The sequence below is a fragment of the Ectothiorhodospira mobilis genome (assembly GCF_900114895.1).
GTDB classification, from domain to species: domain Bacteria; phylum Pseudomonadota; class Gammaproteobacteria; order Ectothiorhodospirales; family Ectothiorhodospiraceae; genus Ectothiorhodospira; species Ectothiorhodospira mobilis_A.
This window is the reverse complement of record NZ_FOUO01000004.1, coordinates 50,858-64,765: the sequence shown is the minus strand read 5'-3', so window position 1 is coordinate 64,765 and position 13,908 is coordinate 50,858. Positions and strand designations below refer to the sequence as shown.

Genomic DNA, 13,908 nt, shown 5'->3' with positions numbered 1-13,908 from the left:
GGCATCGACCCGGCAACACTCAGACCGGCCCCTCCCGGAAGGCCCTGGCCCCATGGAGGAACAGGGCCAGGGCCTGTTGCAGGGCCCGCTCGCGCTCGGCCTGCCCGGGCGGGTCCCCGAAGAGCAGACGGTAGTAGAACGGCGCACGGGTCATGTCGATGAACTGACAGGCGGCCATATCGCAGTCCATGGCCCGCAGCCGGCCCTTTTCCACCTGGGTGCGCAGATAATCCGCCAGCAGCCGCTGGCCGCGGCGGGGACCGGCGTCGTAGAAGAAGGACTGGATGCGCTCCCGGTCCTCCCCCCGCTCCGAGACCACCAGGCGGAAGATCTCCACGGCATCCCCCTCCACCAGCCGGGACTGGATATGGCGACCGTAGGCCAGGAGGGAGGCCTCCACGTCATCGGTCCAGACCCCGTCCGCCTCGAAGGGGGCGAAGACCGCCTCCGTACGCTGGGCGATCATGGCCTCGAACAGGCCGAGCTTGCTGCCGAAGAGGCGATAGAGGGTGCTCATGGAGCCCCCGGCCCGGCGCACGATCTCGTTCACGCTGGCCCCGGCATAGCCCTGCTCCATGAACACCTCCGCCGCTGCATCCAGCAACCGCTGACGGCGCGCCTCCCCCCTGCGGGTGCGGCAGGGGGGCGGATTTTCGAACCACTGCGGCATCAGCGACCTCGGAACCGGTGGATGGGAAGGCGGGGTTGAGAATTCGCTTGAAAGTGTAACGTATGTTACGTTATCTTTCATCGCCTATGCTCCCGGCAGTGCCCCGTATTCCCCTGCTGCCGGATATTCCGGAACCCGTAATGGTCCAAGATGGTCCCCGGCGCCCGAATCAACCCGGCGCCGGGACCTTCAGACCCCAGTCCCCGGCCTTGCCGGATAGCGATCGGTGAATCCCATGTCGATGCCCCTGCGCTCCCTACTCCATCCCCTGCGCCTCGGCCTGGTGGCCCTGCTGGCCCTGCCGGCCGTCTCTCCCGCCGCACCGGAAGGCCCGCCGCCGCCCCCGGTCCCGGTGATCACCGTGGAGCCCGGCCCGGCCGTTGTGTATAAGACCTACACCGGTCGCACCGAGGCCCATCGCCACGTGGAGGTACGGGCCCAGGTGAGCGGCATCCTCGAGGAGCGGCGCTACGTGGAAGGCGAGCGCGTGGAGGCCGGAGACCCCCTGTTCCGCATCGATCCCCGGGCCTACCGGGCGGCGGTGCATCAGGCGGAGGCGGACCTGATCGCCGCCCGCACCACCCTGTCGGCGGCGCGACGGGACTGGGAGCGCATCGGCTCCCTGTATGAACGGGATGTGGCCAGCGAGAAGGCCCGGGACGATGCCCGCTCGGCCCTGGAACAGGCCCAGGCCGGTGTGGAGGTGGCCGAGGCCAAGCTGGAGGCGGCGCGCATCGACCTGGACTACACCTCGGTTACCGCCCCCATCGCGGGGTTCGCCGGCCTGCGGGCCGTGTCGGTGGGGAACCTGGTGGACGTGGGCGACCGCCTGGTGACCATCCAGGAGGTGAATCCCATCCAGGTGATCCTTCCCATGCCCGTAAACGATCCCTTCACCGATTCCCCGGCCCTGAATCCCTCCCCCGACCGCCCCACCCCGGCCGAGATCGCCGGGATCCGTGGCCCCGGGGGGAAGCCCCTGCGGGGCGAACTGAACTACCGCGCCGCCGACATCGACCGGCGCACCAACACCATCCGCCTGCGCGGCGTGTTCGACAACCCCGGCAATGCCCTGCGCCCCAACGAGTACGTGCGCGTGCGCCTGAAGGTGGCCGAACCCCAGGATGCCCTGTTGATCCCGCAGACGGCCGTCACCAGTGGTCCCGAACCGGATTCCACGGCGGTCTTCGTCGTGGACGGGGAGGACCGCGCCCACCTGCGGGTGGTGGAACTGGGGCCGGAGACCACCGATGGGGTCATCGTACGCTCCGGGCTCGAGGCGGGGGACCGGGTGGTGACCGACGGCCTCATCAACGTCCGCCCCGACGCCCCGGTGAAGCCAAAGCCACAGCAAGGACAGGACGAACAGGGGGCGTGATCCACCGCCCCCCGCGACGGAACCCCTAGAGACCTGCCCGCCCTCCCCCGCCAGGGGAGGGCCTGGAGCCTGCGATGTTTTCCAGATTCTTCATCGATCGACCCATCTTCTCCACGGTGCTGGCGATCGTCATCCTGATCGCCGGCGGCACGGCCTTCACGGCCCTGCCGGTGGAACAATACCCGCAGATCGTGCCGCCGGAGGTGGAGGTGCAGGCCACCTACCCCGGGGCCGATGCCAAGACCATCGCCGAATCGGTGGCCGCCCCCCTGGAGCAGGCCATCAACGGCGTGGACAACATGCTCTACATGAAGTCGGGCAGTTCGGACGCGGGCAGCATGAACCTGACGGTGACCTTCGCCAACGGCACCGATCCCGACCAGGCCACCATCGACGTCAACAACCGCGTGCAGCAGGCCATCGCCCAGCTGCCCCAGGCGGTGCGGGACCAGGGCGTGGTGGTGAACAAGAAGAGCAGCTCCCTGCTCATGGTGGTCACCCTGCTCTCGGAAAACGAGCGGTTCGACACCAAGTTTCTCAGCAATTACGGCCTGATCAACATCATCGACGCCCTCAAGCGGGTGGACGGGGTGGGGGACGCCACCCTCTTCGGGGCTCAGGACTATTCCATGCGGGTGTGGTTCGATCCGGCGCGGCTGGCCCATTTCGATCTCACCCCGGAAGAGGTGGCCCAGGCCATCCGCGAGCAGAACGCCCAGTTCGCCGCCGGCAAGTTCAACGCCGCCCCCAACGCACCCGGTGAGCCCTTCACCTTCACCATCTCCCCCGAGGGGCGTTTCAGCGAGGTGGAGGAATTCCAGAACATCATCCTCCGTTCCTCGGAGGACGGCGGCACCCTGCGCCTGAAGGATGTGGCCCAGGTGGAGCTGGGCAGCAAGCGCTATGGCTTCAACGCCACCTACAACGGCATGCCCACGGTGCCTATCGGCCTCTACCTGGCCCCGGGCGCCAACGCCCTGGAGACGGTGGACCAGGTGCGCGAGCGCATGGCGGAGCTGGCACGGCAATTCCCCGGGGACATGGACTACCGCATCCCCCTGGACACCACCGATTTTGTGCGCATCTCCATCAAGGAGGTGCTCAAGACCTTCGTCGAGGCGCTGATCCTGGTGGTCCTGGTGATCTTCGTCTTCCTGCAGAAACCCCGGGCCACCATGGCCCCCCTGGTGGCGATTCCCGTGGCCCTCATCGGCGCCCTGGCGGGGCTGTACCTCACCGGGATGTCCATCAACCTGCTCACCCTGTTCGGCCTCGTCCTGGCCATCGGTATCGTCGTGGACGACGCCATCATCGTCATCGAGAACGTGGAGCGCATCATGCGCGAGGAGGGACTGGGGGCCCGGGAGGCCTCCATCAAGGCCATGGAGCAGGTGACCGGACCCATCGTCGCCACCACCCTGGTACTCCTGGCGGTGTTCATCCCGGTGGCCTTCGTGCCCGGGCTGGCGGGGGAGATGTACCGCCAGTTCGCCGTGGCCCTGTCGGTGTCCGTGGTGCTCTCGGCGGTGGTGGCCCTCACCCTCACCCCGTCCATGACGGCCCTGCTGCTGGCGGGCCACAAGGAAAAGGAACCGGCCCTGCCCTTCCGGGTCTTCAACCGCGGCTTCGACGCCCTGCGCACGGGCTACCTGGGGGCGGTGCGCTTCTTCCTGCGGGCCTGGCCCCTGGGCCTTGGCCTCTTCGCGGTGGTGGTCATCGGCACCGTGATCTTCTTCCGGGTCACCCCGTCGGGGCTGGTGCCGGACGAGGATCCGGGATACTTCATCTCCGTCATCGACATGGCCCCCAGCACCAGCCTGGAGCGCACCTCGCAGGTGCGGGACGAGTACTCCAGCCTGGTACGGCAGAACCCGAACGTGGAGATGCAGGTGGCCTTCGCCGGCTTCGACCTGCTGGCGGGCACCCAGCGCTCCTATAAAGGGGTGGCCTTCACCCGGCTTAAGGACTGGTCCGAACGCCCCGATGCGGATCAGAGCGTGCAGGCCATCGTGCAGCAGTCCATGGGCCTGGGCGGGCGCATCGAGGAGGGGCGGATCTTCGCCTTCGTGCCGCCCCCCATCCGGGGCCTTTCCACCACCGGCGGCTTCGAGGCCTACCTGCAGCAACGCGGCTCAGCGGACGTCAACCGGCTGGCCCAGGCGGCCCAGGCCCTGGTGGCGGCCGCCAACCAGCGCCCGGAGCTGGCCGGGGTGCGCTCCACCTTCGTGGCCGACACGCCCAAGTACCACATGCGGGTGGACCGGGAACAGGCCTATGCCCTGGATGTGCCGGTGGCGGCCATCTACCGCACCATGCAGGCCACCTTCGGCACCCTCTACGTCAACGACTTCAGCCTCTTTGGACGCAACTTCCAGGTGAACATGGCGGCCCATGCCCCCTACCGCGCCGGCCCCGAGGACCTGCAGGACGTGTTCGTGCGCAGCAGCGACGGCGATCTGGTACCCATCAGCTCCGTGGTCTCCCTCACCCGGGCCCCGGGGGCGGACGTCATCGACCGCTTCAACATCTTCCCGTCGGCCAAGATCATGGGCAATCCCGCCCCCGGCTACTCCTCCGGCCAGGCCCTGGCGGCCCTGCAGGAGGTGGCGGAACAGACCCTGGGCGGGGAGGATTACAGCCTGGGCTGGGTGGGATCCGCCTTCCAGGAGCTCTCCACGGGCCAGGCCGGCAGCATCGCCTTCCTGCTGGGGGTGGTGATGGTGTTCCTCATCCTGGCGGCGCAGTACGAACGCTGGTCCCTGCCCCTGGCGGTGATCACCGCCGTGCCCTTCGCCGTGCTCGGGGCCCTAGTGGCCATCTGGCTGCGGGGGATGAACATCGACATCTACTTCCAGGTGGGGCTGCTGGTGCTCATCGCCATGTCGGCCAAGAACGCCATCCTCATGGTGGAATTCGCCGCCAAGATGCATCAGCAGGACGGCCTGCCCATCAAGGAGGCCGCCCTGCGGGCCGCCCGTATCCGCTTCCGACCGGTGATCATGACCTCCATGGCCTTCATCCTGGGGGTGCTGCCCCTGGCCCTGGCCACCGGCGCCGGTGAGGGGGCACGCAACGCCCTGGGCACCCCCATCGTGGGCGGGATGATCGTGGCCACCTATGTGGCCATCCTGTTCATCCCCATGTTCTACGAACTGGTGGAGACCGGTACCGAGCGGCTGCGGCGCCTGGGCAAGAAGGGCTGAGGCCCCGGTCCCGCCGCGCCCCTGTCAGCGGACGCGGCGGGACCCGGGGAGGGCCGTTTCCAGCCCCGGGATACGATCCCCCACCCGGATGCCGTGGCGGGCGAACCAGCCGGCGTTCACCTCCAGGGCGTAGCGCACCGGCTCCGGTGCCTGGTGCAGCCGCGTGGTGTGGGGGACCATGGTAGCGATATGACGGATGCGCAGATCCCCGGTGATGAAGGCCACGTCCAGGGGGATGCGTGTATTGCGCATCCACATCCCGTAGCGGCCGGCCTGAGGCCAGACAAAGAGCATGCCCTGGTCCTGGGGCAGATGCTCCCGGAACATGAGCCCGCGCCTTCGGCTGGCCGCGTCCGCGGCCACCTCCAGCGTAAGCGTCTGTCCGCCGATGCCGATGCGAATCCGGGGCAGTTCAGCCACCGCATCCCCCGGGGGATCCCCGGCCCAGAGCAACGGCCCCAGCCCCAATCCCAGAGCCGACCCCGCCAGGAGACACAAAAAGCGCCGGCGAGCACCCGCATCAGCCCCCTTGCGAACCAGCGATCCCCTTCCCGACACAAGCAACCCCCCTTCCCTTGCCAACATCCTAGCGGATGAACCCGTCCCTATGGCAGCAGGTCCGTTCCAGCCGGGTAAGACGCCCCCACCCTGGCGACGCCGGCCAGGGCCGATGCGGCGAATCGGGGCATGCAGGCGGATTTGAGAAATTCGATTTCCCAGAATGAAGGTAGGATATACACTCAAAGACCTTGCTTCCCCTTTCCAGCGGCACAGGAAGAACCCCATGCACACCCCCCGCCTGACCGTCTGCTTCGACAACTATCCCGGCGAGCCCGGCCTGCGCACCCTATGGGGCTTTGCCGCCGTGCTGGACCTGCCGGGGCAAAAGATCCTGTTCGACACCGGCAGCAACGGCCGCATCCTGCTGGAGAACATGGACCGCCTGGGACAACGCCCCGAGGACCTGGACATGCTCTTCCTCTCCCATCCCCACTGGGATCACATCGGCGGGCTGGATTCCGTGCTGGAGCTCAACCCCCGCCTGCAGGTGGTGGTCCACGAGGGCTTCTCCAAGCACCTGCTGCGGGATCTGGAAGAGATGTGCGCCCAATTGACGGTGATCGGCCGTGACGTGACCCCACTGGCCCCGGGCGTATTCTCCACCGGCCTGTTCGACAGCGATCCGCCGGAGCATGCCCTGATCCTGGACACGGGAGACGTGACCGCGCTCATCACCGGTTGCGCCCATCCGGGCATCGACACCCTGGTGGGCGCCGCCGCGCAGCGCCTGGGGCGACCCGTTCGCTGGGCCATTGGCGGCTTTCACCTCATGTACAGCGACGAGGCGAAGATCCAGCAGACCCTGCGGGCCCTGCGGGATCTGGGGGTGACGGACGTGGTCCCCACCCACTGTACCGGGGACGCGGCCCGCGCCGCCTTCCAGGAGGCCTACGGCCCGCACTGTCATGACGGCGGCGTGGGTCAGGTGATCGAGATCGCGTGATCTGCACCCCACCCGGATGGGCAGGGTTCCACACGGTTTTCATGGATCTCCCGTCGCCCTCCTGGGTTCCACTTCATTTCCGCCGGGGCGGTGGGGCGGATGCGCGGCAGAACGGATACCAAGAGACCGGCACACAGGGTGCCGAAGTGTGCCCAGGGGACTGGGGGGCGGAGCCGGGTGTGTGCCGCAGGGATGCGGCATGCCAGTCTCCATGGAGGGATTCACGACGTCCCGGCGCAGCCCCCTGGGCACGCATCCCCGTAGCCGCACCCCGGACGCCACGCAGTCGCATCCGTCATGGCGCAGGTGGAGGCCTTCCCCCCGGGTCCAGGGCCGGAGACAGACCACGGATCCCGGAGGACCGGCCCGGCCCTCACCTCCCGAAACGGGCCTCCAGATGGGACGAGGCCTTGGCCACCACCGCCCCGGTCTCCACCCCCAGATCGTCGGCGATCACCCCGCACTTGGCCTGGAGCAGGAAGAACACCGGGGCATCCGCATCGCTCAGGGTCTCGTAGTTGGCCTGACCCTTGGCGATGATCAGCCCCGCACCCTCGAAGCGTTCCCGGAAGGCAGGCGAGCACAGCGCCAGCGGGGCCCCCATGGCATCGCAACCGGTGTCGGCGATCTCCGCCACCTCCTGGATCCCCGCCTCCCGGGCCTCCTCCAGGGTGGCATCGTTGAGCACGGGGCCCCCCTTGACGACATAGGTCACCGGACGCCCCAGGGCCTGGATCAGTACCCGGTCGAACACCGTCTCCCCGGCGTTGTCCGCCAGGTAGAGCACCCGGTCCACCCGTTCCAGGGCGCGGCGCAGCACCGGCATCCCGTCGATGCCGAAGGGGGCCTGCAGCACCCGCTCCAGGGTGGCCTCCAGATCGAAGGTCTCGGCGGCGCCGTAGTCGATGATATTGCCGGTGATGGCGATGCGCGCCGCCGTCTCCAGGGGATCGGCGGCCTCCTGCATCGCCGTCTCCAGGCGGGGGACCATGGCCAGGGCAGCGGCGGTGGCCTCCTGCTTGGCATCGGAATAAGGATCCCGGTGTCCGGTGATCTCCCGCACCCGGCGATGGATGCGATTGCCCATCTCCGGGGGCGTGGCCTCCCGGGCCAGGGTCTTGAGCTGTTCCAGGGTGTCCAGCAGCACCTCCCGCTGCTGTTCGTCCGAGGCCCCGGCACGGCGCGCGGCGCTCAGGGCCTGACGCAGGAAACAGGGCCAGCAATCCAGGTAGATGCGCATGGTGACTCCGCTCGGGCCGCCGTAGCGGCCATGGGTGGGCCATGATATCCGGCTGATCAACTGGGAATTATCCCCCGGGACGGCAGCGGGGGCATTGATCGCGCGCAGCGCCTGCCGCAGCGACCGGGGCATGGGCAAAAAGGGTCGGCTCGCGACCTGGTTTGTCGCATGACCGCGGCAGAATCCCCCCGACGCATGACCGGAGCGGGAGATCCCCCATGCCACAGGGTCCAGGAAAGACGACCAGGAGAAGCGCCGAGGACGAGATGCTGCTGCGCACGCAGCGGGGCGTCTGGGAGGGCGATCGCGGAGTATGGGAACGGGAGCAGCCGATGACGGCGGACCTGGCCACACACCTGATGCTGCAACCCGTGATCGACGACCGCCTGTCCACGGCCCTGTGCGACGGGCGCCGCATCTTCTTCAATGCCCGCACCAGCGCCGGCCTCGACGGGATCCGGCGCCATCACCTGCAGGCCCACCTGGTCTGGCATTGCGCCCTGGGCCACCTGCGTCCCTCCCCCCTCCCGGACCTGCGCCGCTGGCACCTGGCCTGCGACCAGGAGGTGAACGCCATCCTCCTTCTACTGGGGTTCCGGCTCCCGGACGACGCGGTGCTCTTCCCCGCGTGCATCGGCCGTTCCCTGGAACAGATCTATGCCTGGCTCGACGGTCACCCGGACCCGTCCCTGGAATCCCCCCCCGATCTTTCCGGGGGGGCGCTGGCGGATCCCATGCCGGACGGGGTACGGGATCCGCAGCTGGACCCGCGGCCGCCGGATTCCGGCCTGCTCCTGGCATGGGAGCAGCGCCTGCAGCACAGCCTGCAGCGGCACGCCGGCAGCCCGCATCTGACGGGACCGGTTGCGGCCCTGCTGGCCTCACGTCCATGATGCCGGGACGTCTGGCATGTCCTTCTCAAGACCCGCCAAGACCGACAGGGATCGTCCATGACCGAGCTGCGTGAAACCCTGTTCCGTCATCTCACCCTGCTGCAGTTGATCCCGCGGCATCCGGGGCGGATCTCCACCCCGGTCCTGCTGGAGAAACTGCGGGAGCGGGGGTTCCAGGTGGACATGCGCACCCTGCAACGGGACCTGCGCGACAAGCTGGCCCTGCACTTCCCCCTGGCCTGCGATGACAGCCGCCGCCCCTACCGCTGGTACTTCGACCGGGAATTCCACCGCAACCTGCCGGCCATGGACCCGTCCAGCGCCCTGGCCCTGGTGCTGGCAGAGGACCATCTGCGGGGGCTGCTGCCCCCGGTGGTGATGGCGCAGCTGACCCCCCACTTCGACGGGGCCCGCCGGCTGCTGGACGAGATGAAGGAGAACCGCTTCCACCAATGGGCCCGCCGCGTGCGCGCCCTGCCCGACGGCAAGACCCTGATCCCCGCGGCCGTGCCCGAGGGTATCTGGCAGACGGTGGCCCTGGGGCTGCTGGAGGCGCGGGCCCTGGAGGTGGTCTATCTCTCCCGCAGCCGGCAGATGGAACGCCCCCTGGTGCTGCATCCCCAGGGGCTGGTGGACCGCCAGCGGGTCACCTACCTCATCGCCACCGCCAACGACCATGATGACGTGCGCCATTTCGCCCTGCACCGCATCCGCAGCGCCCGGATCAGCGATACCCCCTGGCGGGAGGTGCCCGATTTCGACCTGGACGCCTACATCGCCGGCGGTGCCTTCGGCTATCCCCAGGGCCCCGACCAGGTGCGGCTGGTGGCGGAGGTGACGGACCAGACGGCCTGGCTGCTGTCGGAGACGCCGCTGTCGCAGCGGCAGCGGCTCGAACCCCTGCCGGACGGGGCCTGGCACCGGCTGGAGGCCTGGGTGCCCGATGACCGGCAGACCCTGTGGTGGCTCATGGGAATGGGCTCGCGGATCCACGTGCTGGAGCCGGCCTGCTGGCGCGAGACCATCCTCGGACACGCCCGGGCGCTGTTATCCCGCTGGGAGGCCTGATCCCTCAGCTGGGATAAAGCAGGAACAGCAGCACCCCCCCGAGCAACAGGCGGTAGAGGACGAAGGGGAACAGCCCCAGGCGGTCCAGCAGCTTCAGGAACCAGTGGATGCAGGCATAGGCGCTGAGGGCGGACAGGACCACCCCCGCCCCCATGGCCGCCCAATGCACGGGATGATCCTCGAAGATCAGCTCCCAGGTGCTCAGCCCCCCGGCCAGCAGGATCACCGGGATGGACAGCAGGAAGGAGAAGCGGGCGGCGGCGGCCCGGGACAGCCCCAGCAGCAGCCCCGCGGTCATGGTGATGCCGGAGCGGGAGGTGCCCGGGATCAGGGCCAGGGCCTGGGCGCAGCCGATGAGCAGGATGTCCAGCCGCGTCAGGCTGTGCTCATCCCGGGGCCGCGGCACCCGCCGCGCCACCCCGTCGGCAAGCCACAGCAGCAGACCAAAGCCGATGGTGGTCCAGGCGATCACCAGCGGCGAGCGCAGGGCCTGGGCGATGACATCGTTGAACAGCAGGCCGCACAGCCCCACCGGCACGGTGCCCAGGAGCACGGCCCAGGCCAGGCGGCTGTCCCCCACCCGCCGGCGCAGCCACAAAGACCTTCCCCAGTCCCGGCCCATGGCCAGCACATCCCGCCGGAAATAGCCCACCACGGCCAGCAAGGTGCCCAGGTGCACCGCCACGTCGAAGGCCAGCCCCTGGTCCTCCCAACCCGCCAGCCGCGGAAAGAGGATCAGATGGGCCGAACTGGAGATGGGCAGGAACTCGGTGATCCCCTGGACGATGGCGAGGACGATGATGTGCAGCGGATCCATGGACGGGTCCCGGGAATGGAAGGCCGAAGGGGGACTGCGAAGGTCCCCGGCAGTGTAGGGACGCCCCCGGGGAAGTCAAGGCGCGGGCCGCCGCGTTGACCCCGTACCACCGGGGGACTATATACCCCGAGAGGCAGCACACCGCGGTCCGCCCCGGGTTCCGGCGCGCGGGCCCTCATGGCCGCCGGAGGCGGCCTTCGGCAGAGGAGTGGGATCATGGCGGGATGGTACGAACTCAGCAGGGGCAACCAGGGTCAGTACCGCTTCACCCTCAAGGGGGAAGATGGCAGGACCCTGCTCACCAGCGAGACCTACAAGGAAAAGGCCTCCGCCGAGAACGGCATCGAGTCGGTGCGCAAGAACTGCGGCAGCGATGAGCGCTACGAGCGCAAGACCGCCTCCAACGGCCGCTTCTACTTCAATCTCAAGGCCGGCAACCACCAGATCATCGGCACCAGCCCCATGCACGGGACGGAGGCCGACCGCGAGGCCGCCATCACCGCCACGCGGACCGCGGGGACGTCCATGGAGGTGAGGGCACAGGACTAGTCCCGGTCCATCCCCTCACGGGCCCCGGCCAGTTGCAGCAGCCGCGGCGTCTGCCATTGGATCTCCCGGCGCACCCCCGGGTCCAGGGCATCGGACCAGCGGGCCGGGATCGCCCCGGCGCCGTGCAGGGCCCCGGCGATCATGCCGGCGATGGCGCCGGTGGTGTCGGCATCCCCTCCCCGGTTGACCACGTCCACCAGGCAGTCCTCGAAGCCGTCGCTGTCGAACACCGCCTGGAACACGGCCCGCAGGGTATGGACGATGAAGGGGCTGGGATTCTCCTCGCGGCGGGTGCGGAAGCGGAATGCCGGATGCACCCGCACCAGCTCCGCCACCGGACCGTGGATCAGTTCGCGGCGCCCGGCCCCGGCCAGGGCCTGCTGCACCATGCGGGCAACGCATAGGGTGCCGGCATCGGACAGGGGGTGATGATGGGTGACACGGGCCTGGCGGCGGCAGGCGGCCGCCATCGCCGGGGGCGGCCGCCCCAGGGTGGCCAGGGCCGCGGGCAGGACCCGCATGCAGGCCCCGTTGCCGGCATCCTGTTCATTGAAGGGGGTCTCGGTCTCGCCGGTGCGCCGGTAGCGCAGGATGCCCCGGCGCACGGTGTTGCCGATATCCGGAGGCCGGGTGCGCATCCAGGCGCTGAAGGCCTCGGCGGCGGCCCGGGCCTCCACGACCCCCACCTGCAGGATGGCCCGGCCCAGGGCCAGGCTCATGGCGGTGTCGTCGGTGATCGCCCCGGGGCGCAGACGCAGCCAGCCGCCGCCGATGATGCGATCGTGCACCCCATGGCGGGCGCGGATCTCCCCGGGGGTCATGAACTCCACCGTGGCCCCCAGGGCATCCCCCACCGCCAGCCCCAGGTAGGCCCCCAGGGCCCGGCCGTGCAGGTCAAGGTCCCCGGCGGCCCGGGAAAGCCGCGCCTCCAGGCTCGACAGGGCATCCCGGGGCACCCCCGGGTGCAACGACATCACCGACCCCGCCCTCAGGATACGTCCGCCAGCAGACCCGCCGGCGACGGCTGCAGACGCCCCGCCTTTGCCATGGCCTCATATACCGCCCGCACACCGTCCTCGATGCAGGCCATGGCATGCCCCACATGGGGCTGGATGCCGGCGGCCTCCAGGGCCTTCCAGGGGCCGATGCCCACGCGGGCACAGAGCAGGGCCTCGCAGTCCTCCAGGGCCCGCAGGGTGCTCTGCAGCACGGCCTCGCGGTCGCCGCAGTCCTGAGGCCCGCTGCAGTACAGATCGGCGCGGCGGTGGCCCTCGAAACGCACCCCCTGCGGCGAGGCGCGATACACGAGGAATTCCCGGGCATGGCCGAAGTGCTCGTTGATGAGCCCGCCGCCGCGGGTGGCCACGGCCATCCGCACCGGCCTGAGGGACGGATCCATCGTTTCCGGAGCCCTCCCCGGCCGGGATTCCATGCCCCGCAGGATGGCCGCCCGCGCCGCCTGGCGCCGCAGGCCCGCAGCCCCGGCCCGCTCCCGCAGCGCCGGCGGGGGCGGTTCCCGTTCGAAACGGGGCCCCAGATCCTCCCCCAGGCGTCCCACGGCATCGGCGCGGCACTGGCGGCAGTGGCGCATCATGCGCACATCCCCGCCGCAGGCGTCGCGCACCGCGGCCAGCTCCGCCGGGGTGGGCTCCCGCCGGCCGTCCAGGCCGAAGCGGGTGCCGTGCTCGGGGCGGGCGATGAGGGGCATGATGTTGTGCAAGAACACCCCCTGCCCCCGCAGCGCCCGGGCCACCTCCCGCAGATGGCGGTCGTTGATCCCCGGGATGAGCACCGAGTTCACCTTCACCAGCGCCCCCCGCTCCACCAGGCGGCGGATGCCCTCCTGCTGCTGGCGGATGAGCCGCTCCGCCGCCGCCTCCCCATGGAGCCGGCACCCCGGCCCGCGCACCCAGGGATGGATGCGGGCCCCCACCTCCGGGTCCACGGCGTTGACCGTGACCGTGACATGCTCCACCCCCAATTCCATCAGGGTATCCACATGCTCCGGCAGGGCCAGGCCGTTGGTGGACAGGCAGAGCTTGAGATCCGGGGCGTGGCGGCGGATGCCCTCCAGGGTCTGAAAGGTGCGCTCGGGATTGGCCAGGGCATCGCCGGGACCGGCGATGCCCACCACCGACAGCTCCGGCACCTGTTCGGCCACCCACAGGACCCGGTCGATGGCCTCTGCCGGCGTGAGCCGCCGGGAGACCACCCCGGGCCGGGACTCGTTGGCGCAGTCGTACTTGCGGTTGCAGTAATGGCACTGGATGTTGCAGGCGGGGGCCACCGCCACGTGCATGCGGGCGAAGTGGTGATGGGCCTGCTCGGAATAGCAGGGATGGTCCTGTATCCGCCGGCGCACCCCCTCGGGCAGGTCATCCGCCTCTTGGACGGGCTGCGGGCGGCCCGTGGGGCCTCCCTCCAGGGGGACGACGGGGATGTCGCAGAGTCTCTTGGGCTGTGGGGCCATCGTGTTCCTCCCGTTGGGGCGCCCCGCCGGTGCGCGGCGGCCATGGATCGCTCGGGAAAGATTTTGCAAACCCCATGCCAGCCCCTGATCCTTTTTATCTATCTGTTTTAATTAGT

At 69.4% G+C, this 13,908-nt stretch carries 12 protein-coding genes; 6 read left to right on the top strand and 6 right to left on the bottom strand.

Features of this window, described 5'->3' with window-relative positions:
- Nucleotides 1–19: 19 nt before the first annotated feature.
- Entirely contained in the window at nt 20–670 is a 651-nt protein-coding gene (locus BM214_RS04300) for a TetR/AcrR family transcriptional regulator (protein ID WP_177217577.1), read from the bottom strand.
- A gap of 235 nt (nt 671–905) precedes the next feature.
- Between BM214_RS04300 and BM214_RS04295 the strand changes: the two genes are divergently transcribed.
- Nucleotides 906–2,048: an efflux RND transporter periplasmic adaptor subunit gene (locus BM214_RS04295; RefSeq protein ID WP_090483981.1), complete on the top strand. Its 1,143-nt coding sequence runs from the start codon at nt 906–908 to the stop codon at nt 2,046–2,048.
- Between the two features lie 74 nt (nt 2,049–2,122).
- On the top strand, nt 2,123–5,251 hold the full coding sequence (locus BM214_RS04290; RefSeq protein WP_090483980.1) for an efflux RND transporter permease subunit: 3,129 nt from the start codon (nt 2,123–2,125) through the stop codon (nt 5,249–5,251).
- Between the two features lie 24 nt (nt 5,252–5,275).
- On the opposite strand, the gene BM214_RS04285 is transcribed toward BM214_RS04290, so the two are convergent.
- A complete protein-coding gene (locus tag BM214_RS04285) occupies nt 5,276–5,836 on the bottom strand; it encodes a DUF192 domain-containing protein (protein WP_090483979.1) in 561 nt (186 codons plus the stop codon).
- 199 nt (nt 5,837–6,035) lie between these two features.
- On the opposite strand from BM214_RS04285, the gene BM214_RS04280 reads away from it, so the two are divergent.
- Nucleotides 6,036–6,755: an MBL fold metallo-hydrolase gene (locus BM214_RS04280; protein WP_090483978.1), complete on the top strand. Its 720-nt coding sequence runs from the start codon at nt 6,036–6,038 to the stop codon at nt 6,753–6,755.
- A 373-nt stretch (nt 6,756–7,128) separates the two neighbouring features.
- Here the strand turns inward: BM214_RS04280 and BM214_RS04275 are convergent, their stop codons facing one another.
- Complete coding sequence (locus BM214_RS04275; protein WP_090483977.1) at nt 7,129–7,995, bottom strand: damage-control phosphatase ARMT1 family protein; 867 nt, start codon at nt 7,993–7,995, stop codon at nt 7,129–7,131.
- A 266-nt stretch (nt 7,996–8,261) separates the two neighbouring features.
- On the opposite strand from BM214_RS04275, the gene BM214_RS04270 reads away from it, so the two are divergent.
- Both BM214_RS04270 and BM214_RS04265 read left to right on the top strand, forming a co-directional pair.
- On the top strand, nt 8,262–8,888 hold the full coding sequence (locus tag BM214_RS04270; protein WP_177217576.1) for a DUF2201 family putative metallopeptidase: 627 nt from the start codon (nt 8,262–8,264) through the stop codon (nt 8,886–8,888).
- A 57-nt stretch (nt 8,889–8,945) separates the two neighbouring features.
- The gene (locus BM214_RS04265) at nt 8,946–9,956 is read left to right on the top strand and encodes a helix-turn-helix transcriptional regulator (protein ID WP_090483975.1); all 1,011 of its coding nucleotides are present in this window, start codon (nt 8,946–8,948) and stop codon (nt 9,954–9,956) included.
- Nucleotides 9,957–9,960: 4 nt separating this feature from the next.
- Here BM214_RS04265 and BM214_RS04260 read toward each other — a convergent pair whose 3' ends face one another.
- On the bottom strand, nt 9,961–10,773 hold the full coding sequence (locus BM214_RS04260; protein ID WP_090483974.1) for an undecaprenyl-diphosphate phosphatase: 813 nt from the start codon (nt 10,771–10,773) through the stop codon (nt 9,961–9,963).
- 216 nt (nt 10,774–10,989) lie between these two features.
- Here BM214_RS04260 and BM214_RS04255 point away from each other — a divergent pair, with 216 nt between their 5' ends.
- Nucleotides 10,990–11,322, top strand: coding sequence for a YegP family protein (locus tag BM214_RS04255; RefSeq protein ID WP_090483973.1), 333 nt, complete (start codon nt 10,990–10,992; stop codon nt 11,320–11,322).
- Here BM214_RS04255 and draG read toward each other — a convergent pair.
- Both draG and nifB read right to left on the bottom strand, forming a co-directional pair.
- Nucleotides 11,319–12,296, bottom strand: a complete 978-nt coding sequence (gene draG / locus BM214_RS04250) for an ADP-ribosyl-[dinitrogen reductase] hydrolase (protein ID WP_090483972.1) — start codon at nt 12,294–12,296, stop codon at nt 11,319–11,321. The genes BM214_RS04255 and draG overlap by 4 nt on opposite strands.
- 14 nt (nt 12,297–12,310) lie before the next feature.
- Nucleotides 12,311–13,792: a nitrogenase cofactor biosynthesis protein NifB gene (nifB, locus tag BM214_RS04245; RefSeq protein ID WP_090483971.1), complete on the bottom strand. Its 1,482-nt coding sequence runs from the start codon at nt 13,790–13,792 to the stop codon at nt 12,311–12,313.
- Between the last annotated feature and the right edge of the window lie 116 nt (nt 13,793–13,908).